We start from the raw sequence: 25,835 nt of genomic DNA, 5'->3' as shown, positions 1-25,835 counted from the left end.
GACATACGATGAGTATTTTCAACGCGCCCAGTTGGCTTGATCAGTTCAATTTTTCGTACACCTCGTTCGACGACGTGCCCCAATCAACATTCGATGCGATCAACCGGGATCTGGATGCACTTCAGAATCCCGAGCCCCTGGTCAGCGTCGTTATTCCGGCCTGGAATGAAGAAGTAAATATTCTCCGGAGTATTGCCTCATTGGCCAAGCTGAAGACGACGATTCCCATGGAAATTTTGGTCGTCAATAACAACTCAACCGACCAGATGCAGAAGACCCTGGATCACCTGCATGTGCGGTCGGTGTTTCAGCCCATACAGGGGTGGGGGCCAGCCCGGCAGATGGGACTGGAAGAGGCTCGGGGTAAGTACCTGCTCACGGCCGATGCCGACGGGATTTATCCGCCCGAATGGCTGGACGAAATGATGGCCGTGTTGCAGCAGCCGGGGGTTATCTGCGTGTGTGGTCGATACTCGTTTATTCCGGCACCGGGCTTTCCGCGCTGGGTATTGTCGATTCACGAATCGCTGAAAGATACCCTGGCAACGGCCCGCCATGTAAAACGCCCTCACCTGAATGCATACGGCATCAGTATCGGCTACGAACGCAAATATGCGCTCAAAATAGGCTATGTGATGCGAAAGGTTCGGGGGGAAGATGGCCGGATGTGCTTCGATATGCTGCAGTACGGCAAGGTGAAACTGGTGAAATCCAGAAAGGCCCGTGTCTGGACGGGCACCCGCACGCTTCGGGTAGAAGGCAACGGAAGTTATGCCCGAGCCTTGTGGATGAAAGTGGGCATCGAACTACGGCGAATAGGCGGAATTTTTGTGGCCCAGGCCCCTCACGATACAAAGACGTCGTTGAATGAATAGGTTTTCGGTGGCCCTTGTCCTGTGTCTGCTGGTCCTGATCACACCCATCGTGAGTCGGGCGCAGTGCAGCGAAGGGGCCATCATTTGCGAAACGTTTGGCCACGGGCCAACGGGTCCGCTGGCGCAGGGTCTGACCAACTTCAAGTATGTGCCCCAAAGCTGCCCCGACGATGGGGAATACAATGTGATGGACACCGTGGCGGGCAGCTGCCACGGTGAGGCCTGGCACGCCCTGCGGGAAGATCATACGCCGAACGACGTACGCGGTAACATGTTCGTTGTCAATGCATCGTACCAGCCCAGTGAGTTTTATAGCCAGAAAGTAGCGGGCCTCTGTCCCGGCGTGGTCTATGAATTCGCCTTGTGGGCGCTTAACCTAAATCGAATTTTACAGGCGGGTGCCTGTGATGAATACAGCCTGCGCAACCCGATCATTGCCATGCGGATTGAACTACCGGACGGTACGCTGATCCGCGAAGTGATTCAGCCTGCGGTTTCCCGTTCGGCAACCCCCGTCTGGACACCCCTGTCCATGCAGTTTTCCATACCCACCAGCGGCAATGACATTGTGGTCAAGCTTGTTAACAAAGGGCTCGGCGGCTGCGGCAACGATCTGGTCATTGATGACATCAGTTTTCGGCCCGTTCACCCCATTCTAAGCATTCAGTTTCCCGGCTCATCGGCGTCCGAAACGACCGTTTGTGCGGATACGCGACTAAATTTGACCGTTGGTGCCGATCCTGGCTACGTGAATCCCGTTTACCAGTGGCAGCAAAGTCAGGACAACGTAAACTGGACATCCATACCCAATGGCAATCAGGCAACCTATGTAATCAATGCCGTTCGGGCGGGGCGCACGTACTACCGGCTTCGAAATACCCAGGCCATCAATGCCGCTGCGGTGGGCAGCGCCCAGTGTTCTACCGTGTCAAACGTGCTCATTGTTAACGGGCGTCCGGATAGCCCATTTAGTTTGGGCGATGACATACCGCTTTGCCAGGGCATGACGAAAGTGCTGGGAAAGAAGGACTCATGGCCAACGGGTACCTCCTTTTTGTGGTCAGACCAGAGCACAAATGCTATCCTGACGATTGCTAATCCGGGTTCGTACTGGCTGGAAACAAATCTGGACGGCTGTCTCTACCGGGATACCGTCAATGTGATCGACCAGAACTGCCGGCTAAGCGATATTTATGTGCCCGACGCGTTTTCGCCCAATGGCGATGCCTATAACGACCAGTTTCTCGTATTCCACGAAGGTACGTTTACGACGTACTCGTTTCGGGTCTATGATCGTTGGGGAAGTGTCATCTTCTTCAGCCAGCGGGCCGATATAGGGTGGGATGGAACATATCACGATCGTCCCTGTTCGGAAGACGTCTACGCCTGGACGGTTGACTACAGCGTTGTCGACCAGACGAATAAAGAAGCGCATTTTGTTCGAAGCGGGCGGGTACTGTTGATTCGCTGACTAGTTTTTGCCTGCGTGGCTCTGTGTTGGGTGACGTCAGCTGAGTCGTTGTACGATCAGCGACCAATCTTTACCGGCTATGAAACCCTGTTCTCCAACACAATCCAGATAACAAACTGACGCTGAACATGAGTAATGGAAACGGGCTTGGTCCTTTATCAGACATGAAACTACTTAGTCACTCTCTGCTTTTTCTGGCCATCGTTGGCCTGCTGGCTATGACCATTGCCAAGCCCACCCGCGTTGTTTTCTTTGGCGATTCCATTACCCAGGCGGGTGTAAATCCAGGCGGCTACATCGACCGGCTGAAAAAGATGCTTCCCGCCGAGCAATTCGAGCTGATGGGAGCCGGTATCGGCGGGAATAAAATCTATGACCTGTTTCTGCGAATGGACGACGACGTGCTGGCCAAACAGCCCGATGTTGTGATTGTCTGGGTAGGGGTTAATGACGTCTGGCACAAATCCTCGTTCGGAACGGGTACCGACCCCGACAAGTTCGTTAAATTCTACGAAGCCGTTGTCAAGAAACTACAGGCGGCCAATGCTAAAGTAATGCTTTGTACACCAGCCGCCATCGGCGAAAAAACGGACTTTAGTAACCAGCAGGATGGCGACCTGAATCAGTACAGTCAACTGATTCGCGATCTGGCCAAACGGCAGAACATTCCCCTGATCGACCTGCGGAAAGCGTTTCTGGACTACAACCTCAAACATAACCCCGAGAACAAAGAGAAAGGTATTCTGACCACCGATCGTGTTCACCTGAACGAAGCCGGTAATCAGCTTGTGGCCGAACAGATGCAGAAAGCACTACAAGGTATGGGGAAATAAATGCATTATCGGCCGGCGGTTGGTGACGTTGTACTTGTTTGAACTTGCTGCAAGCAAGTCGCAGCAAACCATTTTTCGTCATGCGGAAGTACGAGGAATCGTTGAATAGAGTCTGCTTGTCCGCTGATATTCTTCGTACCTCAGCATGACAGAATACGGGCGCACAGCGTTACTTTTTACTGAAATCCAGATCGTACTTCACGTTCAGCCGGAAGCCGTTGTTAATTTCAAAGACGGGTTTTTGGGTGATGGGTTCCAGTTCGGGATGCTGTGTGATCTGGTTGAGGTAATTTAACTCGATCTTGAAGGCGTCCCGAATCTGATACCCCAACCCACCTGAAATCCGGTTTTGGTTAAAGACATTCTGTTCAACGTTTTGGCCGAAACCAATGAATAGTTCATCGAAGAAATTGGCATACCATTCACCATCGTCAATGGTGGTTCCCTGTAGCGGAATGGTACCTGAGATCTGGTAGCGAGCTCGGTTCTGGTATTCCCAGTTTTCGATATGGCGGGGGTTCGAGTCGGCCCCGGTCCCGAGCCACCGCTGTTCGAGCCGGAAACGGTGGCTGAGTGCAACGATACCCGCCGTTGCACTGAACTGAATATCCTCGTGCGTCCGGCTTTCGAGGGTTGGAACGCCCGCATCGGCCACCGGGTAATCGCCGTATGGGTACGTCGTAAAAAAGGTAAAACCACCCGCCAGCTTTACCTGGTCGGTTAGTTTGTAAGTTAAACCAAGCCTCGCCAGCGACTGCTGCCAGGCTTGAATCAGTTCCACCCGTCGCCACTGGTATTCGGTATGTAATTCCCAGCGTTTACTCAGCTTATGATCGCCGTTGTAGACGTACCAGCCAATGGCGTTGCGATCTATGATCCGGTATTGTTGCCCAAAACTGCCAGCTGAGATAAGAAGAAAGAAAAATAAGTAACGAAAAATCATTGGGTCAACTCGTGTATATGATACGTATACAAGTGTTTTTCGACCACATAGGTTTGAAATTAGTAACGGCTGGTGGTGGGGTGGAAGGTTCGCCAGCTATGCCAGAACTCCTGATGGGCAGGCAGTCGAACGAGTCCGGAGCCAGCACGCAGCGAACGACCACTCAACGAATAAGACTGTAGACCACTACGGAGCGTATCGTGTCGTAGCACGAAGCGGTCGGAAAAAGTAGGGCGTTCGTACGCAAAAAACGAGCGGTCGTCATTCGCCAGAACCAGCAACACCGGCCGGTTGGCGAGTGTATCCTGAATCAGGCGTTCCCGTTTCAGGCGGTTCCAGTCGTAGGCTTTGCTTTGCCTGCCAACGCTCAGGCCCACTACCCACGATTTATCGTGCCACGACAAACTATCCATACGGGTAAGGTCACTACTGCCTTTTCCGCGTTCGTAGGTGTCCATCTTGGCGTACCGCTCCGAAAACGTTGTATCCGGCTGCATAACAAGGGTGTTCGGATGCAGGGTAACCCACTGTTTCAGCGTCATCTGTTCGCTGAAGACTTCGGGGAGGGTATCGCCCTTTAACGACCCGGCAATTGATTCGCCATTGGCCTGACGCCACCAGCTTCTGGTTTCGCCATCTTCAAACATCGCATTAAAATGGTCCATGCCCACGAGCCGGAACGTTGCTGGTTTTCCGTTTATGACGGGCCGAAATACGCGTCCGGTTCGGCAAACGGTGCAGTAGGTAACCATAATAGGCTGTCCATCGAGGCTGTCCAGTACCTGATGATGATACCCAATAAATTGAATAGGATACGCTTTTGCCTGCCCGTTCACCTCAACGCCCAAGATTTCCCGGTCTGGTTTAACGGCGTTTCGACTGGCTGGCTGAAGCTGTACGGACGTTGGCTGATAAAACATGTGATCGGCGGCCATCCGGAAATTAAACGCGTAGCCAACCCCGGCTACCAGGACAAGTGCGACCAGCGCCACCCATTTCGACTGCCTGATGGCCGACGGAGCACCCGCTATGGCCAGTAAACCGAAAACGGCTCGGAATGCCCATCGCCATGCGTATAGGAAGTAAGCCAGATCAAGGCTATTTATTCGCTGGCTACCCGGCATCGGCATGATGAAATAGACGTTGGCTATTTCGAACAGGATCAACCCGACGACACCGATGTAAAAAAGATTTTTCATGTTATCAAAGTGGCCCGATCGACGGACCGACGCTTTCTACGGCAGCGCAAACGCCACGTATTGATTTCCTTTCTTCTGGCCTAGCTTTCCTCCGCCACAGGCAATGACAACATACTGTTTGCTCCCTGCCTGGTAGGTAGCGGGGGTGGCAAACCCGGCGGCTGGCAAGGTTGTTTCCCAAAGGAGTTTGCCGGTCTGCTTATCAAATGCCCGAAACTTACCGTCTTTGGTGGCGCCAATAAACAGCAATCCGCCAGCTGTAACAACCGGGCCACCGTAGTTTTCAACGCCCGTGTTATGGATGCCTTTGGCGGCCAGTTCGGGCTCTTCGCCAAGGGGTATTTTCCAGCGGTACTCGCCGGTGTTCAGGTCGATGGCGTTGAGCGTGCCCCAGGGTGGCGCAATACCCGATAATCCTTTGCTGTCCAGAAACTTCGTGTATCCCGAAATTTTGTAGGGTACCGACGGTGTCTTCTTGCCCTTAGTTGCCTTCCCAACGGCTTCTAGCTTCTCGTCATCAAAGAGAAATCCAACCAGAGCCTGCTTTTCAGCGGCTGATAGTTGCGTAAAGCCGGGCATCATTCCCTTGCCGTGACCAATAATTTGCGTGACATACGCCCGGTCACGGCGCTGTCCGATGTTGACGAGCGATGGGTAACCACTCGTTGCATTGCCCTTGCGTTCGGCACCGTGGCAACTGGAACAAGTTGTGGTATACAGGCGATTGCCCAGCGTAAGATGGGCCAGTTCGTCCTCCTTTGGGGTCGGATTCAGGGCAATGAGCCAGGCCGCTTCGTTGGCGTTGACATACATAATGCCGTCGGGGTCGGTGGCAGCACCACCCCATTCAGCCCCGCCATCGAGGCCAGGGTAAATAAACGCGCCCCGCCGACTGAGGGGTTGAAACGTGCCCCGGTTACTGCGTCGAAACTGGGCCAGTAACGAGTCCCGTTCGGTCGAGTAGGGGTTCAAATCTGCTTCCCCGAAATTCTGACGGGCAAACGGAGCCGGACGGGCAGGTATGGGTTGAGTGGGCCAAGCTGCTTCGCCGGGAACATCGGATTTGGGCATGGGCGTTTCCTTGATGGGGAACAGCGGCTTGCCCGTAACGCGGTCGAACACAAAGACAAAGCCCGATTTGGTGACCTGAGCCACCGCATCAATCCGCCGGGGCCGACCATCGGGGCCGTTGATTGTAACGGTCAGGAGGTTAGGCGGTGCCGGAAAATCACGATCCCAGATGTCGTGGTGAACAGCCTGAAAATGCCAGAGTCGTTTGCCCGTACGGGCATCCAGCGCGAGTAAACAGTTGGCAAACAGGTTTTGCCCTTTGCGGTTGCCGCCGTAAAAATCAAACGCAGCCGAACCGGTCGGTACGTACAGAATACCCCGTGGCCGGTCAACGGCCATACCCGACCAGTTATTGGCACCCCCAACGTCGGTGTTTTTATAGGCTTCCTTCGGCCAGGTATCGTATCCGTATTCGCCGGGTTGCGGAATAGTGTGGAACGTCCAGGCCAGTTTGCCCGTGCGGACATTAAAGGCTCGTACATGACCCGGTGCTGCATCGGCTCCTTCCGACAGGCGAACGGGCATGATAATCAGGTCTTCGAAGAGAGTGCCGGGCGTGTTTGAAATTACGAATTTGTCTTTTGCCTGATCGCCCAGCCCTTCGTGCAGGTCAATATGGCCGTTCTGCCCAAAGCTCGCAATGGGTCTCCCCGTTTTGGCGTTCAGCGCGTAAAGAGACGAGCCAACGGTGTACAGAATTCGGCTTTCCGGCTCGTCCTTACCAGATGGTTTAGCAGCCTGCCAATAGGTAACTCCCCGGCTGGTACTCAACGATTGTTTATCGGGTGTCCCGAATGTCCAGATCTCTTTTCCCGTGGCGGCATCCAGCGCAAAGGCCTGAACAGCGGGGGTAACTCCATACAGAACCCCATCAATAATAATTGGATTGGCCTGAATCTGTCCGCTGTCAGGAGTGGCATACGTCCAGGCAACAGTCAGCTTCTTGACGTTTTCGGGAGTAATCTGCGTCAGGGCAGAATAATGGCTCCGGTCAGGTCCGCCGAGGTACTCGCCCCAGTTCGTGTAATCATTGGGTTTGGTGTCCGTCGTATTTTGATGAAAACGAGACCAGCCAACGGCCAGTATCGTAAGAGCGAAAAGCGCAAAAACCAAGCGTGTCATGGAGCGTAAGGAGTAGTCTGACAAATCTACACCAAAAGCAAGAATGGGGGTTGTTGTTACTATAGATCAAGACGGTTAAAGGGCCCGGTGTGGTGTCCGCTTCCTAATGTAATGTCCGTTTGAAGGAACGGACACGGCGAACCGTCCTCGTAGTATCAGATGCTTACATCTAACGCCAAAATGGGTAGCGAACGAGGTTCTTCATCGTTCACTACCCATTTCGTCATCATCTATTCACGCACCCTAGTAATTCTTGTCAGAGCTTGAGTTACTGAACCGGCTATTACCGGTGCCCCGACTTTGGGGTTGTGGGCGACTTGTACTGCGGCTTGGACGGGCGTTTTCTGTCTCGCGCTCCCGGGGAGCGGACGAATGGCTCCCCTGACTTTCCGATCGGGGGCGCGAACTCTGGTTGCGGGACTGGCCGCCATCGCTATTCGACGATCCGGCTGACCGCCCACCGTTGTTTCCCGAACGACCACCACCCCGGCGATTGTCGCCACGACCTTGTCCCTGACGGGCGGGAGCAGGCGAAATGGTTGACTCCGATATGTTGAGTACGAACGGGTGATTGTCGATGACCGGAACGCGTTTGCCAATCAGTTTATGAATGTCGCGCAGGTATTCGGTTTCTTCAGCATCGCAGAACGACAAGGCAATGCCATCATGACCCGCCCGGCCTGTCCGACCAATGCGGTGAACGTAGGTTTCGGGAATGTTCGGCAATTCGTAATTGATGACGTGCGACAATTCATCGACGTCAATACCGCGAGCCGCAATGTCAGTAGCGACCAACACGCGCGTTTCCCGACTTTTGAAGTTCGAAAGAGCACGCTGGCGGGCATTCTGTGACTTGTTGCCATGAATGGCTTCGGCACCGATGCCGGCTTTTAACAAGTCTTTGACAACCTTGTCTGCGCCGTGTTTGGTACGGGCAAAAACCAGGGCCGATTTGATCGCCTTGTCGTCTAGGATATGCACAAGCAGTTTCCGCTTGTCGTCCTTTCCAACAAAGTACATAGCCTGTTCAATCGTATCGGCCGTTGAGGAAACGGGCGTTACTTCAACTTTAGCCGGATTGTGTAAAATTGTATCGGCAAGTTTAGCGACATCGACCGGCATGGTTGCCGAGAAAAAAAGCGATTGCCGACGCTCGGGTAATTTGGTGATGACCTTTTTTACGTCGTGAATAAAGCCCATGTCGAGCATCCGGTCGGCTTCATCCAGGACAAAGAACTGCACATCGCGAAGCGAAATAAAGCCCTGGTTCATCAGATCGAGCAAACGGCCGGGCGTAGCAATGAGTACATCCACCCCCGCTTTCAGCGTGTTTACCTGCGCGTGCTGCGAAACGCCACCGAAAATAACCGTACTGCGTAGATTCAGGTAGCGTCCATAAGCCGTAAAGCTTTCGGCAATCTGGATGGCTAACTCGCGGGTTGGTGTCAGAATAAGGGTCTTGATGCGCCGTGGCCCACCCGTACTTTTGCTGCGTTCTTCGCTCAGCAGTTGCAGAATTGGGATGGCAAAGGCGGCTGTTTTGCCGGTTCCGGTTTGGGCGCAGCCCAGGAGATCCCGGCGGCTCAATAAAATGGGAATGGCTTTTTCCTGAATGGGGGTGGGGTTGGTATAGCCTTCTTCAGCGAGGGCCTTCAGGATAGGATCAATTAATGATAAATCGGAAAATTGCATGTGTTGGTTGGACGTCGGTAGGCAATGGAATAAGGTACTAAAATAGGTCCAGCATCCAACGTCTTTGTAAAGTTATATGTGTACAACGGCCCTGTTACAAATAAAGTGCCATTTATTGGTGGAATACAATTTGCCGGTAAAATGAAAAACGGCCTTCCTGCGTTGGCAAGGCCGTCTGCTTAGTCGCTTATTGACCAGTCCGGCTAGTCATAAATGCTGCCGGCCGTTTGCTCCACCAGTCCTTTCGGAAGCAGCCAGGCCATTAGTTTTCCGGCTTTGTTGAGCAGTCCCGTTACCAGTTCTGTCTTACCCGACAGGGTAGCTTCTACGGCTTGTCGGGCCACTTCAGCAGGCGTCATGTTTACTTTTTCGGCCGCTTTTCGCCCTTTGTTTCCAATTTGTGCCCGATTAACGAAATCGGTATCCGTAGAGCCTGGACATACGCAGGTAACCGAAACGGTCGAGCGCTTTAACTCCTGGTGAAGCCCACGGCTGAACTGAAGAACGAACGACTTGGACGCTGCGTACAGACTCAGACCCGGAACTGCCTGGTAAGCCGCCGAACTGCCTATGTTGAGAATATACGCTTTGGAGGCCTGGCGAAGCTGGGGCAGAAAAAGGTACGTGAGCTCCACCAATGCCGTCATATTGACCGCCATCATGTTGGTATGCTCCCCCATCGCGTGCTTCTCGAACGGGCCGCTCAGGCCGTACCCGGCGTTATTGACCAGCATCCGGATGGTGTATTGTTTTTGACTGCACCAGTCAGCTACACGCCGAGCCGCGTCGGGCTGGGCCAGATCAATGGCCAGAAAGTCCGTTTTGATGCCATGTTCGTTCGCCAGTTTACTGGCTACCTGCGCCAGAACTGATTCCGAGCGGGCTACCAGGAGCAAATCAAACTTTCGGCGGGCCAGTTCTTCGGCGATAGCCAGGCCAATGCCCTTGCTGGCTCCGGTAATTAAGGCGTAGGCCATGATGCGTCAATGAGTATAAAGGTCATACGTGCGAAAGTCGTAAGGAGTCAGAAGCTGATACGGGCGAACTTCTCTCGCGTCAGCTTCTGACTCCTTACGACTTTCGCCCGGACAACGATTTAGATGTTTACTTTCGAGATAAACCGGTGGTAGAAGGGCGTCTTGCTGTTGGCGTTTTTGGGCATGTATTTACCGGTTACAACGGGTACATACATGACGCGCCGACGGCTGGCCTCGCCCACAAAGGGAGACTGCTGCGCCCGGTGCCAAAGCCGGCCATCGTGTACGGACAGGTCACCGGCATTGATATCGAAACCGATTTCGTGTTTGTCGGGGTCGTTATCCACGAAGTATTTTTTGCGGAATAACATCTTGAAAATACCTTGCTTGTGTGTACCGGGAATAACACGCAGACCGCCGTTTTCGTACGGGGTTGGGTTAAGGTGAATACCCACGTTGAGCATCGGCATGATGCGCTGCCCAAGGAAAATGTCGCGGGGGCTATCCGTATGCCAGCCCATCTGCGAAAACTTGCTGTTGGGGGTACGGATATAGTGATTCATAATAAGTCCGTCTTTTTCGATTTCGGCAATACGCCCTTCGTAGGGCTGGAGCAGATCAACAACAGCCTGAAGGCGGGGATCCTGCAAAAACTCGTGGAGGGCTTTGCTGTGCTGCGACAGGAAGCACATCCGCTGAATCATTGGATTTCCTGACTCGTCCTGACCGAATTTCAATGGAATACCATTGATTTTGTCAAGACCCTGGGCCAGCCACTCCTTTTCAATGCGTTCAACTTCACTGATAAATACGTTGACTGTTTCCGGATGAATAAAGTTGCGAAAAACGATAACACCATTTTTGTTGAAAAACTGGCGTTGTTCGGGGGTAATGGTTTCGCCCAGCGTAAAGGGCGGCAAGTTTAATTTGCTCATATCGGTGGTTTACAATTCGGAGGTTCCGTTGTTGATGCCTACCGGCGACCGCACGCTAACCGACGGGCGCAAGTTTCACTGTTTATTAAAGGCTCAAATCTACGAAATTTACAATTTTAGGATTACTTTGGCGCAATTTAATTAATGTGACTTTAATTAACGGGCATTCCGGTTGTTGTGCATAGTTTACGTGATAAAAGGTCGATTTTCCTGTTAATCAGCTTACTAGTGGGCGGATTCAACACGCTGTTTGCCCAGTCAGACAGTATTCCGTTGCCTCAGGAGCCCATCCCCAATCAACTACTAAAAACCCGAAATACCCTAATTCTACCCTTGGTAGCCCGTTCCATTGAAACAGACTGGTCGTTGGGGGTGGCGGGCTCGTTTACATTCCGGTTCAATCGACGCGACTCGCTCACGCGCACATCGAATACGCAGGCCCTGGCGTTGTACTCGTTACGGAAACAATTCATTGCCGCCATCAATGGCACGACCTATTTTCCCGGTGAGCGGATCATCCTGAACTATCAATTATCCTATAGCGACTTTCCCGATAAATTCTGGGGGTTAGGGAAAGATGCTCCCGACCGCCAGGAAGAAGCGTACGCGTTTCGGCAATATTATACGTACCTGCACTTTCAACGTAAACTTCGGGATCGCGTTTTTCTGGGTGCCGTTTACGAATACCAGCGGTTGCTGGCGGTCGACTATCTGCCCGGCGGCCTGTTCGACCAGTTACAGGTAGCGGGCCGTGATCCGTATCACATTTCGGGAGCGGGGTTGAGCCTAACATACGATTCACGAAACAATGCGTTTGCTCCCGATAAGGGAGGCTTTTTGCAGGTATTTTTTAACCACTTTTCGCCCGCCTTTGGTTCCAACTTTCAATACACCAATTACGTTATTGATTTCCGGCGATTTCTCCGAATTTACCAGCAACAGGTCCTGGCTATTCAGGCGTATGGCTTTTTTAACACGGGCGAGGTGCCCTTGCGGAGCCTGGCCAGCTTCGGCGGTTCTAATAGCATGCGAGGATTTTATGACGGGCGCTATCGCAGCAAAAATCAGGTAGTAGCGCAGGCAGAATACCGCGTGCCGCTGTTCTGGCGACTCGGGGCGGTTGGGTTTGTGGGGGTCGGCAACGTGGGAAATCACCTCCAGGATCTGAACGTTCAGGAACTGAAGTATTCGTATGGCGGGGGCGTTCGCGTAGCACTGAACCGTAAGGAACGGCTGAATCTGCGTGTCGACTACGGCTGGGGCGCAGGGCAGGGAACGTCCCATGGCCTGTATTTTCAATTGGGCGAAGCGTTCTGAAAGGGTTAGTTTTCCCGTTTCTCTACATTGTCCCAGCCGGAGAGGGCAAACTGTTTGGCCAGCCAGTACAGGGGATAGGTAAAGACGAATGCGCCCAACACATCGACGGTATAATGAACGTGCTGAACCAGCAGTAAACTGCCGACAATCAACGATCCGATCAACGCAAAGAGCCGGTCCCACCACCGGCGCAGGCACAAAAACATCAGAAATATAGACGATGTGTGCCCCGAATAAAATAAATCTTTGGTGATGTAGGTCTTGCCATAAAAGGCATTGCTGATCGGGTCGATAAGCGGAATCAGGCCAACGGGGGGATCAAGCGGAACCAGGTTGATGCTGAGCATGCGCGACAGGCTGACAATGATGTAACCGTAAATAAACATCATGAACACCGCCGGGCTGAACCGGGCGCGGATAAGCAGGAGCAGGGCCGTTGCCCAGATAGTCAGAAAAATGGCTATCGATACATCCGTAGGTGGAAGTTGGTTAAGCACCCAGTCATTCAAAACGGGCCCCGAATGTCGTTCAATGGTTTGAAAGAAGCCCGGAAAGGTGAACAGCAGGGCAACGGTGGCAATGAGCCCCAGGCAAAATTTCCAGCGAAACGTGTTCGATTGCCAGGCCGTTTGCCAGATCAGGTCGCTGGTAGGATTGGGTGTGAGAATGGACATGTAAAACTGTAAAAGGCCGCAAAGGTACAACGAGGCATTTAAATGAATCAAGCCTGTTTTAGCCTAAACCATCAGCAACCGCCAAATTCCAGACAGTAGCAAGAGAACCAGGCCGGCGGGGGTCAGCACTTTCCAGCACAGAAACATCATCTGATCGACCCGAACGCGGGGAAATGTCCACCGAACCCACATTTGTACTAAAACGGCAAAAAACACTTTCGACAGAAGCCAGAAACCACCCGTCAGGTTGCCCCAGAGGGTGCCGGGATCGCCACTGGTCCAGTCGGCCAGCCGAACGGGGCCGATGTTGGGGAGGGGGGTGTTCCAACTGCCCAGAAATAAGACCGCCCCCAGGAAGGAAACCAGCAGCATCATGGCATACTCCGACAGGTAGAGCAGGGCAAACCGCATGCCCGAATATTCGGTATGAAACCCGGCTACGATCTCCGACTCACCTTCGGGCAGATCGAAGGGTGCCCGATTGCTCTCGGCCAGTGTGCAAATAAAGAAAATGACGTAAGCGATCAGCAGGAATGGATTTCGGACGATGTTCCAGGAAAAAATGCCACCCCACTGCGTTACGTCGACTCCCGTGCCTTTCAGCCCGAACAGGTAATTTTTCTCCAGCGCAAAAATGCCCTGCTGAAAGCTGATTTCCTGCAAATCGAGCGATTGGCAAATCATGACGACGCACAGGATCGTCAGCCCCAGCGGAATTTCGTAGGAAATGATCTGAGCTACCGACCGCATAGCCCCGAACAGCGAGTATTTGTTGTTGGAGCCCCAGCCCGCCATTAAAATGCCCACCACATCGAACGAAACGATGGCCATCAGATAAAACACGCCAACGGCCGCGCCTGATCCCTGCAGATCGGGTGTGAGGGGCAGTACGGCAAAACCCGCAAACACCGACGCGAAAATGATGGCCGGTGCCAGCAAAAACAGGTGCCGGTCGGCTGCGGTCGGAACGATATCTTCCTTCTGGAGAAGTTTAAGCAGATCGGCAAACAGCTGAAGTAACCCCCATTTACCCGTTTCCATCGGGCCAAGCCGGTCCTGCATGAATGCAGAAACCTTGCGTTCCGTATACACACCAACGACGACAAAGCCGGATGCCAAAGCAAGAAAAATGGGAAGGGCGAGCATGGGTTGAGTAAGAAGTAGAGCCCGGCGGACCGGGCTCTACAATGTTAAAATTCGGCTGTTTTTGGGGCGCGGGGGAACGGAATGACGTCGCGGATGTTGCCCATGCCCGTTACGAACAGCACCAGCCGCTCGAAGCCGAGGCCAAACCCGGCGTGGGGGGCTGAACCAAACCGACGCGTATCCAGGTACCACCACAGGGCTTCGGGTTCGATGCCTACCTCGTGCATCCGGGCTACCAGTTTATCAAAGTCGTCTTCCCGCTGAGAACCACCAATGATTTCGCCAATGCCTGGAAACAGAACGTCCATCGCGCGAACGGTTGGGCCAAATACGTCGCCCCGTGCGCCAACAGCCGGTTCGGCATCCTGCTTCATGTAGAACGCCTTGATTTCGCGGGGGTAGTTGGTTAAGATGACCGGCTTCTTGAAATGCTTCTCAACCAGATACCGCTCGTGTTCCGACTGCAAATCGACGCCCCAGCCAACTTCGTACTGGAACTGCCCCTTTTTGGCGGGTTTCGAATTGACAAGGATATCGATGGCTTCGGTATAGGTGAGCCGAACAAAGTCATTGCTGATGACAAGCTGGAGTTTTTCCAACAGGCCCAGTTCGCTCTGTTCTTCTTTCTTTTTGGTCTTTTCTTCCTCTTTCAGGCGATTATCCAGAAAGGCCAGATCGTCGGCGCAGTGTTGCAGCGCATACCGGATGATCGTTTTCAGGAAGTCTTCGGCCAGATTCATGTTATCCTCCAGTTCGTAGAAGGCCATTTCGGGCTCAATCATCCAGAATTCAGCGAGGTGGCGGGTCGTGTTGGAGTTCTCGGCCCGGAACGTTGGTCCGAACGTATAAATTTTGCCCAGCGCCATGGCCCCCAGCTCGCCTTCCAACTGACCCGATACCGTGAGGTTAGTTTCGCGGCCGAAGAAATCCTGACTGTAATCCACCTTACCGTCTTCGATGAGGGGGGGCTTGGTTGCATCGAGGGTCGTTACGCGAAACATTTCGCCCGCGCCTTCCGCATCCGACGCCGTGATGATGGGCGTGTTGAGGTAATAAAATCCGTTGTCGTTAAAATATTTATGAACGGCAAACGCCAGGGCGTGCCGGATGCGCAGAATGGCGCTGAAGGTATTGGTGCGGGGACGCAGGTGAGCGATCTCGCGCAGAAACTCCAGCGAGTGCCGTTTGGGTTGCAGCGGGTATTTTTCCGGATCGGCCGTGCCGTAAATGGTGACGTCTGAAATTTTTACTTCAACGGCCTGCCCGGCCCCCTGCGAGGCCACTAACTGACCCGTAACGGCCAGGCAGGACCCGGTGGTAATGAGTTTTAATGTCTCTTCGGGGAGTTGTCCGGCTTCTGATACTGCCTGAATGGTATGGATGGTCGACCCATCGTTAAGGGCAATGAAAACGGCGTTTTTGCTCTCGCGTTTGGTGCGGACCCACCCCTTTACGGTCACATTGGTTCCAATGGGGGCAGTTTTTAATAATTGCTGAATAGGTAAATAACTCATACGAAAACGGCGACCAGTATAGTGGTTGTGGGCGTAAAAGTACGGATTGTCGTTCGAAACGTCCATAAATCAACAAAACACATTTGGCCCGGCGCAACGTTTTACCATCGATTTAATACGGTACGTGCCAATTACCCGCTTAATTTTGCGTCTAATTCTTTTTCAGACATGCCCATTACACTCTACATCGTTCGTCATGCCAAAGCCGAAGACCGGGCTACGTTTATGGCTGACCACGACCGCCAGCTAACGGCTGACGGTACTATTGCCGCTGCCCGGATGGGCCGTTACCTTAAGGGGAAGGCCATTCGGCCCGATGTGGTTATCAGCAGCACGGCCCCCCGGGCAAAAGACACCGCTATGGTCATGGCCGAACAAATCGGATATGATCCGGCGCAGATTCAGCTGGATAACGCCTTGTTCGATGGTGGACCGAAAGCGTATCTGGCTGCCCTCAATGCCTTACCCGCGTCGGTTCAATCGGCCATGATTGTGGGGCACAATCCAGACGTATCGTACCTGGCCGAATACCTGACCCACCAGTCTATCGGGTCGATGAGCAAAGGAGCCGTTGTGGCCATTGTCTTTGACGATGTGAACTGGGCCGAACTGTCGGGTCGTACGGGGCATATGACGTTTGAGGTTGGTCCCAAGCAACTTCCTGCCGAGTAATGATGTCATTAACAAACCAGCATTGCCGGTGAAACCAATAGCCCGTTTATGAACCGAAACCGTCGAATCTTTATCATTGTCTTTATTCTTTTTACGTCCCTCGTGATTCTGATCGCCATCGACATGGGCCGCCGGACAACCGCTCCCTGGAACAAACGCCGGGAGGTTGAACGGGCGCTGCCGATGTCGAAAGATGGCGCTGCGGCTGACACAATGGCGCTGGATACGCTCCTAACCCCCTGAAACTGTATGCTCAAGCTATCTGCTGTTCACCACATTGCGCTCATCTGTTCGGATTACGAAACCTCAAAACGGTTTTACACCGAAATCCTGGGTCTTTCTATTCTGGGCGAGTATTACCGGGCCGAACGGAACTCGTATAAGCTGGATCTGGCGCTGAACGGGCTCTACATCATTGAGCTGTTCTCGTTCCCTGACCCACCCAAACGGCCATCCCGCCCCGAAGCGCTGGGGCTGCGTCATCTGGCCTTTGCCGTCCCCGACCTGGATGCGGCCATCGCGCACCTGACCGAAAACGGCGTGCCAGCAGAACCCGTCCGGGTTGATGAACATACTGGCCGTCGGTTCACCTTCTTTGCCGACCCCGACGACCTGCCCCTGGAATTTTACGAACAAATGTAGAGCCGTAACCCTTTGCGGCTCATATACGTCAGCAACAGTTTATAGTAGTTCAAGCCATCTAGTGAGTGAGCCGAGACTAAAACCATCCGGGTGCTGAGCCGCAAAGGGTTGCGGCTCTACATGAGGACCTTCGTTAATACCCGAACCAGTGCTGCGGCATCGTCGGGGGTATTGTACAGGTGGGGGGCGATGCGTAATGCCTGCGCCCGGGCGGATACCGACACTTTTTCGGCCAGCAAGGCCTGCTGAATCGCCATGGGGTCGGCGTGGTCGGGTAGCCATAGTCCTACCAGATGATGGGCTCGTCCCCGACTTCCGTTTACGGGTTCGACCCGACAGCCAAGTTCTTCCAGTGCAGGCCAGGCATCGTGCATAAGGGCCTCGGTATAAGCCTGAATTTGGTCCGGTTGCCAGACTGTAAGCTGGGCCAAGGCGGCTTCCAACATCGGCATTTGCAGAAAATGCGAGTGTTCGCCGACGTTGTACCGATACGCTTTGGGGCGGTAAACGGGCTGGTAATCCATCAGGCGGTGAAACTGATTGCTATCGAGCCGGTTCATCCAGCCTTCCTCTAAAGGCGAGCCTTCGTCGAAAGCCGGTCCGTAATAAGCCAGGCCAAGCGAGTAAGGCCCCATTAACCATTTATACCCCGCACAAATAACGGCATCGGGCTGCACCGCTGTCAGGTCGAACGGGAGCGCGCCAATTGCCTGCGTACCGTCAACGGCCAGCCAGGCACCGGCTTCCCGGGCCCGCTGCCCAATAGCTTCCAGATCGAACCGGGTGCCGTACATCCAATGAACGGGTGGTGCCACTACCAGCGCCGTATCCGAGTCGATGGCATTGAGCAACTGCTCATTCCAGAGGGGGCCTTTCGGAAATTCAGCTGGCATGGGTACGGTCGTAATGACGAGCCCCAGTTCAGCGCAGACCCGGTCCCAGGCATAGACATCGCTAGGAAATTCGCTGCCAATCAGCACAATTCGCTGGCCCGCCCGGATGCCCGGCTTCGTGGGCAGGTTACGGGCTACCACGGCCATTCCGTACGAAACCGACGGAACAACGGCAATCCGATCAGGATCAGGATTATGGATGAGCTGGGAAAACAACGACCGAACGCGCGTGGCACCACTAAAAAAATCGTCGGGACGAAGGCTGAACGGATTGGTATCGCGCCGAATGGCGTCAAGACCTGCCTGTTCAACGGCCTTGCTCAAAGGGGAGCGAGTAGCGCAATTCAGGTAGTGAATCCCTTCGGGAAGCGTAAACTTATCTTTCTGAGCGATCAATGTCGGAAGGAGGTCAGGCATATTTAAAAAAAAGCAAAATGGTTAACTTAATTTGGCACGACGTTTGTTTATGTTTTTGTAAATTCTTTAACACCGTTGTCTAGTAATGAGCCTGTTGGGCATTGGTCCTGGCATCCGTCACGGAGAGTTTGGTAATGATGTCGGTATCAATCTGAATACAGCGGGTCGTACCCGTACGTTTCAGGAAGATGGCGTGAAAATAGTTGAATTCGGCGTGCCTCTGAATAAGATCAACGCAGACAATAGATCACCCAAATGCACGGTGGCCTGATTTTGTTCAATCGACTGGTCGAATATCAGCATCCGCAGTTTGTGCGTGAAACAGGTAGTGCAGAGGCTTCGTCGGCTACAGGCAAGGAGAGTGGATTTTTATTAAGTTTTGGGTTAGTTAGATTGGGGGCTCCCCGCCATTGGCTTCGATGGCGGGGACTTTTTTTTGGCGGCTCCGGCTGCGCGGATGATACTCCCGCAGCGTCTGTTGCAAGTAGTCCCGATCCAGGTGCGTATAAATTTCGGTGGTTGTAATGGATTCGTGGCCCAGCATTTGCTGCACCGCCCGCAGGTCAGCCCCCCCCTCAATCAGGTGCGTTGCAAACGAGTGCCGAAAGGTGTGCGGACTAATTGTTTTGTTGATGCCTGCCTCGGCTGCCAGTTTTTTAATGGTTGTGAACACCGAAATTCTGGATAATTGCTTACCCCGAAGATTTAGAAAAATAGTGTCTTCATCGCCTTTCTGAACATCCAGTTTTCGACGGACATGCTCGACATACATAAGCGTGTAATGAATTGCATCCTGGCCAATGGGAACCAGCCGAACCTTGTCGCCCTTGCCCAGCACCCGCACAAAACCCTCCTGGAAATAGCAGCTTGTCAGGCGCAGGTTGAGCAATTCAGACACCCGCAGGCCTGAACTGTACAAAACTTCGAGCATGGCGCGATCACGCGTACCGCCGGGCGTCGACAAGTCAATGACCGCCAGCATTGTTTCGATTTCGGGAAAGCTGAGCGTATCGGGTAACTTGCGGCCCAGCTTCGGGGCTTCCAGCAACTGGGTTGGGTCATGCTGGATCAGATTTTCGAGTATCAGGTACTTGAAGAACGACTTTATTCCCGACAGCATCCGGGCCTGGCTGTGCGCCGACAAGCCCAGCTCACCCAGGTACATCAGAAAATTAACCAGTTCTTTTTCCGTAACCTGCATGATTGTTCGGGTCGGGTCGGTCAGTAAAATGTACTCGTACAGCTTCTCGGCGTCGTGCAGGTAAGCCTCCACCGAATTTTCGGCCAGCGACCGTTCCAGTTTGAGGTAGTTCTTAAAGGCGTTTATATAACTTTGCCACACAGTTGGTTTACGGTTTACGGTTTGTGGTTTGTGCGATTCCCCGCCGGGATTCCCCGTTTGTGGCCTGTGGCTGACTGACGAGAAGGAGCCTGACGAGTCCACTGTCCACAAACGACTGCTCACAAACCATAAACCCCGGCGGGGAACCGCACAAACCCCAAATCACGAATGAAATCAATCTTAATTATTAACGGGCCCAATCTGAACTTGCTGGGCAAGCGCGAACCAACGATATATGGCAGCCGCTCGTTCGTCGATTACCTGAAAACCATCGAAGCGATGTTTCCCGAGGTGCAACTTCGCTATTTTCAGTCGAATCACGAGGGCGAACTGATCGATAAAATTCATGAGCTTGGCTTTGAGGTAGACGGCATTGTTATTAATGCCGGTGCGTACACGCACACGTCTATTGCTATTGCCGACGCCTTATCGGCGGTTACGGCCCCGGCGGTGGAGGTTCATATATCCAATGTACACGCCCGCGAGTCATTCCGGCACCACAGTTACCTGTCAGCCAAATGCAAAGGTGTCGTTGTTGGTTTGGGGTTGATGGGCTATGAACTGGCAGTGAGGTATTTGATGACGTATGATATAAAAGATGTATGAAGTGTGATATAAGATATATTTTTTGCAGATCATACATCATACATCATACATCATACATCATACATCATACATCATACATCATACATCATACATGATCACCTTCTACCCCGGTCCGTCGAAAGTATACCCGCAGGTAGCTGACTATGCTGCCGAAGCTATACAGCAGGGCATCGTCAGCCTGAACCACCGGAGCGCCGGATTCATGGATATTGTCAGTGAAACGGTTCGGCTGCTTCACGAAAAACTGGCTGTTCCGGCTGACTATCACATTGCGCTGGTATCATCCGCAACGGAATGCTGGGAGATCGTAGCCCAGTCGCTTACGGAAACGTCCAGTCTGCATCCATACAGTGGAGCATTTGGGAAGAAATGGGCCGAATACGCGTATCGAATAAAGTCCCCCGGTAGCCTGAGCGACGCCGACGTGTTGTGCATCGTTCAAAATGAAACGTCCAATGGCACGCAGGTCAGCATGGAAACGCTCGCCCAGTTCCGGCAGGATTTCTCGGCGCTGATTGCCGTCGATGCCGTATCGTCGATGGCGGGCATCCAGCTCGACTGGTCACTGGCCGATGTCTGGTTTGCGTCGGTGCAGAAATGCTTTGGGCTACCAGCGGGGCTGGCCGTACTTATCTATTCCCCGGCCGCCCTCAAACGGGCCGGGCAAATTGGCGAGAACGCGCACTACAATAGTCTGCTGTTCATTCACGAAAATTTCGCGAAGTTTCAGACCCCTTATACTCCGAACGGCCTGGGTATCTACCTGCTCATGCGGGTGTTACAGCAAGTACCGCCCATTACCGAGGTCGATAAGCAAACGAAAAAACGGGCGCGTGACTGGTACTCTTTTTTTGCCGAATCAAACGCTGGCCTGGCAACTGGTTTGTCCGCCAGGCCAGGGGTCAATCTCCTGATTCACGATCCGGCCATCCGGTCCGAAACGGTCATCACCGTAGCAGGTTCTGAAAAGATCATAAAAGACATTAAACAGGCTGCCTATCAGGCCGGTATCATTCTGGGTAATGGCTACGGCGACTGGAAGGATACAACCTTCCGGATCGCTAACTTTCCCGCCATCTCGGATGACGAAATTGGAACCTTACGGGCGTTTCTTCGGTCGTACTAATGGCATGGACAGGCCCGGGCTGTTCATTGACTTGCTTACCAAATCAAATAGCCGGAGCCTGTTTGCCGTACTGCCATGTTTAGTTTCAAAGAAACAGTTTCCGTTACGCTCATTCTTTTCTCCGTAATTGACGTTGTCGGATCGCTCCCCGTTATCATCGACCTTCGTAAGAAAGCGGGTAAAATCGAATCAGAGCGGGCTACGTTTGCTTCGGGCGTTCTGATGATCTCGTTTTTGTTCGTTGGGGAGCGGATTCTGAAATTATTTGGTGTCGACGTAGCCTCGTTCGCGGTGGCGGGTGCCCTGATCATTTTTCTGATTGGCCTGGAGATGATTTTGGGCCGAACCATTTTCAAATCGGAGGTATCCACCGGCGGGGCGTCGCACATTGTCCCGATTGCTTTTCCGCTGATTGCCGGGGCCGGTACCCTAACGACCATAATTTCTCTTCGGGCCGAGTACCAGACGTTAAATATTGTAATCGGCATCATTCTTAATCTGATGCTGATTTACGTGGTACTGAAGTCATCGGGCTGGCTGGAGAAGAAGCTGGGCGTCGGTGGGCTGGAAGTGCTGCGTAAGATATTTGGCATTATTCTGTTAGCCATTGCCATCAAGCTGTTTAAGACCAACCTCATCGCCGACTTATAAACCCCACACCCTAGTCTGGTACGATCGTTGGTTAACGAAGCATTATCCGGAATAATCGCATTTCTTTGCCGTATTCCCTTTGTTCCTGAGCAGTAATCAGGAATAAAGGGTATTTTTTTGGTAGGTCAGTTCATATTATAAACGGATAAAAAATGTGGGTAAATGTGGCTATTTACTGTACCAAACGAATTTAAATTATAATATTTTTACAAAATCAATAAGAAATACGGTTAAAGACCGGGAAAGCATTTATTTTTTATTGTAAAGCCATACTATATTTGCTGAAAGTATTGTGACAAAACCCCTATTCAATTAATCCACTTGTACATCATGGCAAAGGCGAAGTTAGAATACATTTGGCTCGATGGTTATAAGCCCACCCAAAGCTTACGGTCTAAAACAAAAATTGAAGCTGATTTTTCGGGTGAACTCGAAGATTGCCCCCTGTGGTCGTTCGACGGCTCCTCAACCGGACAGGCTGAAGGCGGTTCATCAGACTGTTTGCTGAAACCAGTTTACATCTGCCCTGATCCACAGCGTAAAAACGGCTACCTAGTTATGTGTGAAGTTCTCAACGCTGACGGAACCCCACACGTAACGAACGGCCGCGCCACGATTGAAGACGACGATAACGATTTCTGGTTTGGCTTCGAGCAGGAGTATTTCCTGTGGGACACGACAATCGACAAACCACTTGGCTTCCCCGAAGAAGGTTTCCCAACCCGCCCACAAGGTCCTTATTACTGCTCAGTAGGTGCTCAGAACGCCTTTGGCCGTAACATCGTTGAAGAACACCTGGACGTTTGCCTGGATGCAGGTTTGAACGTAGAAGGCATCAATGCCGAAGTAGCAACGGGTCAGTGGGAATTCCAGATTTTTGCTAAAGGTGCCAAAGACGCGGGTGACCAGATCTGGATTGCACGCTATCTGCTGGAGCGTATCGGTGAATCATACGATGTGTCGATCAACTGGCATTGCAAACCGCTGGGTGCTACCGACTGGAATGGTTCGGGTATGCACGCTAACTTCTCGAACACCGCGCTGCGTACATCGGGAAGCAAAGATGTTTATGATAAAATCTGTCAGTCGTTCTCACCAGCCGATGTGATCAAAGAACACATCGCTGTGTATGGTGCCGATAACGAACTGCGCCTGACGGGTAAACACGAAACCCAGTCGATCGATCAGTTCTCGTACGGTATTTCTGACCGGGGTGCTTCGATCCGTATCCCCATCGCTACAGTAGAGCGGGGCTGGAAAGGCTGGCTCGAAGATCGTCGTCCGAACTCGGCTGCCGATCCGTATAAAGTAGCTGCCGTGATCATCAAAACTGTTAAATCGGCATCCGACGTGCTGGAAACAGCCTAGGTTGTATAAGATTATAGAAGCGAAAAGCCCGACTGCGTCAGTAGTCGGGCTTTTTTGTGTTGTCCGTTGTAATCTGGGCCGAAGGCATGTATGTTTGGTTAAAATTTCAACCTAAACCATTAACTGGTCAATGTCAAATTTTCGTTTTAAAGCGCTTGAAATTGCCCAAAGCCGTCAGGCATTGCCTGTCGCAGCGCCGACTGAGCGCGTCGGTGATTTTTTCGGGAGTAATACCTTCAATAGTGAAGTGATGCGGACGCTTCTGTCGCCGGAAGCGTATCTGAAAGTAACGGAGGCCATCAATACCAACGGCCAGATTGATCGAACCATTGCCGACGAAGTGGCGGGTGCCATGAAGTCATGGGCAACCTCGAAAGGAGCTACTCATTATACACACTGGTTTCAGCCATTAACGGGCGAAACCGCCGAAAAGCACGATGCTTTCTTCGACATTACGATGGAAGGCAAAGCGGTTGAAAAATTCAAAGGCAGCGCGCTGGTTCAGCAGGAGCCCGATGCCTCATCGTTCCCGAACGGGGGGTTGCGCAACACCTTCGAAGCGCGTGGCTATACCGGCTGGGACCCCTCTTCGCCGGCTTTCCTAATGGATAATGGAGCGGGCGGCAAAACGCTCTGCATTCCATCGGTATTCATCTCGTACACCGGAGAGGCACTGGATTACAAAACACCGTTGCTGAAGGCGCTGAATGCACTCGACAAAGCGGCCACCGCTGTGTGCCAGTATTTCGATCGGAACATTACGAAAGTAACGCCAACCCTGGGACCGGAGCAGGAGTATTTTGTGGTGGACCGGGCGCTATTCTACGCCCGTCCGGATCTGGTGTTGGCCGGCCGTACCGTTTTTGGGCACTCACCTGCGCGGGGTCAACAGCTGGATGATCACTATTTTGGCTCCATTCCACCCCGCATCAACGCGTTTATGGTGGACTTCGAGTTTGAGTCGATGAAACTGGGAATGCCCGTTCGGACCCGCCATAACGAAGTGGCACCGGGTCAGTTTGAGGTGGCGCCTACGTTTGAAGAGGTGAACCTGGCGGTGGATCACAATGCGCTGCTGATGGATCTGATGGAAAAAATATCGGAGAAGCATAACCTGAAAGTGCTTTTTCATGAGAAACCATTTGCCGGGGTTAACGGCAGCGGTAAGCACAACAACTGGTCGATGGGGACGAACACGGGGGTTAATTTGCTGGCACCCAGTACAAAACCCAAAGAGAGTTTGCGGTTTCTGACGTTTCTGGTCAACGTCGTCAAGGCTGTACATGACAACGCCGATCTGCTCCGGGCAACCATTGCCTCGGCGGGTAATGAGCACCGGCTTGGCGCGAATGAAGCCCCGCCTGCCATCGTCTCGGTCTTTCTGGGTGAGTCGCTGACGCAAGCACTCAATGATCTGGAAACCAAGTCGGAGGTGACTGTCAACAAAGGCGACAATGTCTATTACAAATTAGGCCTGAACCGGATTCCGAGTTTAATGCGCGATAATACCGACCGCAACCGGACATCGCCGTTTGCGTTTACCGGCAACAAGTTTGAGTTTCGGGCGGTGGGTAGTGCGGCTAACTCGGCCTCAACCATGACGGTGCTGAATGCCATCGTGGCTGATCAGCTAAACATCTTTAAAGGTGACCTGGATGCGCGTCTGGCCAGGGGAGAAAAGAAAGAACTGGCGATCGTTGATATTCTGAAAGAATACTACGCCAATACAAAGCGGATTCTGTTCGAAGGCAATGGCTATTCCGAGGAGTGGGTTGAGGAAGCGGCCCGTCGCGGTTTATCGAATATCAAATCATCGCCTGAGGCTCTGGGGGTGTTTGTCAAGCCCGAATCGCTGGCGTTGTTCGAGCGAACGGGTGTTATGAACCACGCCGAAGTGGAGTCCCGCTACGAGATTGAACTGGAAAAGTACATCAAGAATGTGCAGATCGAGTCGCGCGTGATGGGCGATCTGGCCATGAACCACGTCGTTTCGACGGCGTTGAAATACCAGAATAAACTCGCCGAAACCGCTCGGAATTTAGTCGACTTAAGTATGAACGCCGAAGCGGAACCCATTAAGGATATTCTTCGGGAGATATCCAGCCGGGTCATCACCATCAAGAAAAGTGTTGAGTCGATGGTGGAAGCGCGCAAGAAAGCCAACAACGTAACCGACACCGTCGATCGGGCCAGACTTTATTCGACGGAAGTAAAAAATCATTTCGACATCATCCGCTACGAGGTCGATAAACTCGAAGAAGTCGTGGACGATGAAGACTGGCCACTGGTAAAATACCGGGAATTGCTATTTGTGAAGTAAGGAGCACTGGCCCGATCCTCTACAGAGAA

General features: G+C 52.6%; 24 protein-coding genes. 13 read left to right on the top strand and 11 right to left on the bottom strand.

The annotated features are described in order from the left end of the window. Positions 1–8: 8 nt before the first annotated feature. The 3 genes from ACYU87_RS01780 to ACYU87_RS01770 all read left to right on the top strand — a co-directional run bounded on the left by ACYU87_RS01780 (position 9) and on the right by ACYU87_RS01770 (position 3,179). A complete protein-coding gene (locus ACYU87_RS01780) occupies positions 9–875 on the top strand; it encodes a glycosyltransferase family 2 protein (RefSeq protein WP_461132304.1) in 867 nt (288 codons plus the stop codon). Then, on the top strand, positions 868–2,346 hold the full coding sequence (locus tag ACYU87_RS01775) for a T9SS type B sorting domain-containing protein (RefSeq protein WP_461132303.1): 1,479 nt from the start codon (positions 868–870) through the stop codon (positions 2,344–2,346). Before ACYU87_RS01780 ends, ACYU87_RS01775 begins: the two co-directional genes overlap by 8 nt. Positions 2,347–2,510: 164 nt before the next feature. Beyond that, complete coding sequence (locus ACYU87_RS01770; protein WP_461132302.1) at positions 2,511–3,179, top strand: SGNH/GDSL hydrolase family protein; 669 nt, start codon at positions 2,511–2,513, stop codon at positions 3,177–3,179. 169 nt (positions 3,180–3,348) lie between these two features. Here ACYU87_RS01770 and ACYU87_RS01765 read toward each other — a convergent pair whose 3' ends face one another. From ACYU87_RS01765 to ACYU87_RS01740, 6 genes are all read right to left on the bottom strand, one after another. Further along, on the bottom strand, positions 3,349–4,122 hold the full coding sequence (locus ACYU87_RS01765; protein ID WP_461132301.1) for a DUF2490 domain-containing protein: 774 nt from the start codon (positions 4,120–4,122) through the stop codon (positions 3,349–3,351). Positions 4,123–4,181: 59 nt separating this feature from the next. Continuing rightward, a complete protein-coding gene (locus ACYU87_RS01760) occupies positions 4,182–5,321 on the bottom strand; it encodes a DUF3179 domain-containing (seleno)protein (RefSeq protein ID WP_461132300.1) in 1,140 nt (379 codons plus the stop codon). Positions 5,322–5,357: 36 nt separating this feature from the next. Continuing rightward, positions 5,358–7,514 (bottom strand): outer membrane protein assembly factor BamB family protein, encoded by a 2,157-nt coding sequence (locus ACYU87_RS01755; protein ID WP_461132299.1) that lies wholly within the window; start codon positions 7,512–7,514, stop codon positions 5,358–5,360. Positions 7,515–7,757: 243 nt separating this feature from the next. Continuing rightward, positions 7,758–9,206, bottom strand: a complete 1,449-nt coding sequence (locus tag ACYU87_RS01750) for a DEAD/DEAH box helicase (protein ID WP_461132298.1) — start codon at positions 9,204–9,206, stop codon at positions 7,758–7,760. A 203-nt stretch (positions 9,207–9,409) separates the two neighbouring features. Next, positions 9,410–10,183, bottom strand: a complete 774-nt coding sequence (locus ACYU87_RS01745) for an SDR family NAD(P)-dependent oxidoreductase (RefSeq protein ID WP_461132297.1) — start codon at positions 10,181–10,183, stop codon at positions 9,410–9,412. 119 nt (positions 10,184–10,302) lie between these two features. Next, complete coding sequence (locus ACYU87_RS01740; protein WP_461132296.1) at positions 10,303–11,118, bottom strand: phytanoyl-CoA dioxygenase family protein; 816 nt, start codon at positions 11,116–11,118, stop codon at positions 10,303–10,305. Between the two features lie 177 nt (positions 11,119–11,295). Here ACYU87_RS01740 and ACYU87_RS01735 point away from each other — a divergent pair, with 177 nt between their 5' ends. After that, a complete protein-coding gene (locus ACYU87_RS01735; protein WP_461132295.1) occupies positions 11,296–12,435 on the top strand; it encodes a BamA/TamA family outer membrane protein in 1,140 nt (379 codons plus the stop codon). Positions 12,436–12,440: 5 nt separating this feature from the next. On the opposite strand, the gene ACYU87_RS01730 is transcribed toward ACYU87_RS01735, so the two are convergent. The 3 genes from ACYU87_RS01730 to asnS all read right to left on the bottom strand — a co-directional run bounded on the left by ACYU87_RS01730 (position 12,441) and on the right by asnS (position 15,769). Beyond that, positions 12,441–13,109: a phosphatase PAP2-related protein gene (locus tag ACYU87_RS01730; RefSeq protein WP_461132294.1), complete on the bottom strand. Its 669-nt coding sequence runs from the start codon at positions 13,107–13,109 to the stop codon at positions 12,441–12,443. Positions 13,110–13,172: 63 nt separating this feature from the next. Then, the gene (locus tag ACYU87_RS01725) at positions 13,173–14,255 is read right to left on the bottom strand and encodes a complex I subunit 1/NuoH family protein (RefSeq protein ID WP_461132293.1); all 1,083 of its coding nucleotides are present in this window, start codon (positions 14,253–14,255) and stop codon (positions 13,173–13,175) included. Between the two features lie 44 nt (positions 14,256–14,299). Then, a complete protein-coding gene (asnS, locus tag ACYU87_RS01720) occupies positions 14,300–15,769 on the bottom strand; it encodes an asparagine--tRNA ligase (RefSeq protein ID WP_461132292.1) in 1,470 nt (489 codons plus the stop codon). 168 nt (positions 15,770–15,937) lie between these two features. On the opposite strand from asnS, the gene ACYU87_RS01715 reads away from it, so the two are divergent. The 3 genes from ACYU87_RS01715 to gloA2 are packed head-to-tail and all read left to right on the top strand — an operon-like array spanning position 15,938 to position 17,083. Next, positions 15,938–16,441 (top strand): SixA phosphatase family protein, encoded by a 504-nt coding sequence (locus ACYU87_RS01715; protein WP_461132291.1) that lies wholly within the window; start codon positions 15,938–15,940, stop codon positions 16,439–16,441. A 48-nt stretch (positions 16,442–16,489) separates the two neighbouring features. Then, positions 16,490–16,684 carry a hypothetical protein gene (locus ACYU87_RS01710; protein WP_461132290.1) on the top strand — a complete coding sequence of 65 codons (195 nt, stop codon included), beginning with the start codon at positions 16,490–16,492 and terminating at the stop codon, positions 16,682–16,684. A gap of 6 nt (positions 16,685–16,690) precedes the next feature. After that, a complete protein-coding gene (gloA2, locus tag ACYU87_RS01705) occupies positions 16,691–17,083 on the top strand; it encodes an SMU1112c/YaeR family gloxylase I-like metalloprotein (RefSeq protein WP_461132289.1) in 393 nt (130 codons plus the stop codon). Positions 17,084–17,199: 116 nt separating this feature from the next. On the opposite strand, the gene ACYU87_RS01700 is transcribed toward gloA2, so the two are convergent. Continuing rightward, entirely contained in the window at positions 17,200–18,393 is a 1,194-nt protein-coding gene (locus tag ACYU87_RS01700) for an aminotransferase class V-fold PLP-dependent enzyme (RefSeq protein WP_461132288.1), read from the bottom strand. A gap of 85 nt (positions 18,394–18,478) precedes the next feature. On the opposite strand from ACYU87_RS01700, the gene ACYU87_RS01695 reads away from it, so the two are divergent. After that, positions 18,479–18,664, top strand: a complete 186-nt coding sequence (locus ACYU87_RS01695) for a hypothetical protein (protein ID WP_461132287.1) — start codon at positions 18,479–18,481, stop codon at positions 18,662–18,664. 117 nt (positions 18,665–18,781) lie between these two features. On the opposite strand, the gene xerD is transcribed toward ACYU87_RS01695, so the two are convergent. Continuing rightward, complete coding sequence (gene xerD, locus ACYU87_RS01690) at positions 18,782–19,735, bottom strand: site-specific tyrosine recombinase XerD (RefSeq protein WP_461132286.1); 954 nt, start codon at positions 19,733–19,735, stop codon at positions 18,782–18,784. Between the two features lie 168 nt (positions 19,736–19,903). On the opposite strand from xerD, the gene aroQ reads away from it, so the two are divergent. The 5 genes from aroQ to ACYU87_RS01665 all read left to right on the top strand — a co-directional run bounded on the left by aroQ (position 19,904) and on the right by ACYU87_RS01665 (position 25,806). Then, complete coding sequence (gene aroQ, locus ACYU87_RS01685) at positions 19,904–20,341, top strand: type II 3-dehydroquinate dehydratase (protein ID WP_461132285.1); 438 nt, start codon at positions 19,904–19,906, stop codon at positions 20,339–20,341. Positions 20,342–20,432: 91 nt separating this feature from the next. Then, a complete protein-coding gene (locus tag ACYU87_RS01680) occupies positions 20,433–21,467 on the top strand; it encodes an aminotransferase class V-fold PLP-dependent enzyme (protein ID WP_461132284.1) in 1,035 nt (344 codons plus the stop codon). Between the two features lie 75 nt (positions 21,468–21,542). Continuing rightward, a complete protein-coding gene (locus ACYU87_RS01675) occupies positions 21,543–22,118 on the top strand; it encodes a MarC family protein (protein ID WP_461132283.1) in 576 nt (191 codons plus the stop codon). Positions 22,119–22,448: 330 nt separating this feature from the next. Further along, entirely contained in the window at positions 22,449–23,486 is a 1,038-nt protein-coding gene (locus tag ACYU87_RS01670) for a glutamine synthetase beta-grasp domain-containing protein (RefSeq protein WP_461132282.1), read from the top strand. Between the two features lie 130 nt (positions 23,487–23,616). Further along, positions 23,617–25,806: a glutamine synthetase III family protein gene (locus tag ACYU87_RS01665; protein ID WP_461132281.1), complete on the top strand. Its 2,190-nt coding sequence runs from the start codon at positions 23,617–23,619 to the stop codon at positions 25,804–25,806. Positions 25,807–25,835 lie beyond the last annotated feature (29 nt).

The organism is Spirosoma lituiforme (genome assembly GCF_054776635.1).
Note: the sequence above shows the minus strand (reverse complement) of the source record. Positions and strands in the feature narration are given on the sequence as shown.

Bases quoted from the DNA above. Each gene is read 5' to 3' on its own strand.
- ACYU87_RS01730 (WP_461132294.1), bottom strand. From the start codon at position 13,109: ATGTCCATTCTCACACCCAATCCTACCAGCGACCTGATCTGGCAAACG.
- ACYU87_RS01780 (WP_461132304.1), top strand. From the start codon at position 9: ATGAGTATTTTCAACGCGCCCAGTTGGCTTGATCAGTTCAATTTTTCG.
- ACYU87_RS01665 (WP_461132281.1), top strand. From the start codon at position 23,617: ATGTCAAATTTTCGTTTTAAAGCGCTTGAAATTGCCCAAAGCCGTCAG.
- asnS (WP_461132292.1), bottom strand. From the start codon at position 15,769: ATGAGTTATTTACCTATTCAGCAATTATTAAAAACTGCCCCCATTGGA.
- ACYU87_RS01715 (WP_461132291.1), top strand. From the start codon at position 15,938: ATGCCCATTACACTCTACATCGTTCGTCATGCCAAAGCCGAAGACCGG.
- ACYU87_RS01775 (WP_461132303.1), top strand. From the start codon at position 868: ATGAATAGGTTTTCGGTGGCCCTTGTCCTGTGTCTGCTGGTCCTGATC.
- ACYU87_RS01750 (WP_461132298.1), bottom strand. From the start codon at position 9,206: ATGCAATTTTCCGATTTATCATTAATTGATCCTATCCTGAAGGCCCTC.
- ACYU87_RS01745 (WP_461132297.1), bottom strand. From the start codon at position 10,183: ATGGCCTACGCCTTAATTACCGGAGCCAGCAAGGGCATTGGCCTGGCT.
- ACYU87_RS01710 (WP_461132290.1), top strand. From the start codon at position 16,490: ATGAACCGAAACCGTCGAATCTTTATCATTGTCTTTATTCTTTTTACG.
- ACYU87_RS01680 (WP_461132284.1), top strand. From the start codon at position 20,433: ATGATCACCTTCTACCCCGGTCCGTCGAAAGTATACCCGCAGGTAGCT.
- ACYU87_RS01675 (WP_461132283.1), top strand. From the start codon at position 21,543: ATGTTTAGTTTCAAAGAAACAGTTTCCGTTACGCTCATTCTTTTCTCC.
- ACYU87_RS01725 (WP_461132293.1), bottom strand. From the start codon at position 14,255: ATGCTCGCCCTTCCCATTTTTCTTGCTTTGGCATCCGGCTTTGTCGTC.
- ACYU87_RS01755 (WP_461132299.1), bottom strand. From the start codon at position 7,514: ATGACACGCTTGGTTTTTGCGCTTTTCGCTCTTACGATACTGGCCGTT.
- ACYU87_RS01740 (WP_461132296.1), bottom strand. From the start codon at position 11,118: ATGAGCAAATTAAACTTGCCGCCCTTTACGCTGGGCGAAACCATTACC.
- gloA2 (WP_461132289.1), top strand. From the start codon at position 16,691: ATGCTCAAGCTATCTGCTGTTCACCACATTGCGCTCATCTGTTCGGAT.
- ACYU87_RS01760 (WP_461132300.1), bottom strand. From the start codon at position 5,321: ATGAAAAATCTTTTTTACATCGGTGTCGTCGGGTTGATCCTGTTCGAA.
- ACYU87_RS01765 (WP_461132301.1), bottom strand. From the start codon at position 4,122: ATGATTTTTCGTTACTTATTTTTCTTTCTTCTTATCTCAGCTGGCAGT.
- ACYU87_RS01700 (WP_461132288.1), bottom strand. From the start codon at position 18,393: ATGCCTGACCTCCTTCCGACATTGATCGCTCAGAAAGATAAGTTTACG.
- aroQ (WP_461132285.1), top strand. From the start codon at position 19,904: ATGAAATCAATCTTAATTATTAACGGGCCCAATCTGAACTTGCTGGGC.
- ACYU87_RS01695 (WP_461132287.1), top strand. From the start codon at position 18,479: ATGAGCCTGTTGGGCATTGGTCCTGGCATCCGTCACGGAGAGTTTGGT.
- ACYU87_RS01670 (WP_461132282.1), top strand. From the start codon at position 22,449: ATGGCAAAGGCGAAGTTAGAATACATTTGGCTCGATGGTTATAAGCCC.
- ACYU87_RS01770 (WP_461132302.1), top strand. From the start codon at position 2,511: ATGAAACTACTTAGTCACTCTCTGCTTTTTCTGGCCATCGTTGGCCTG.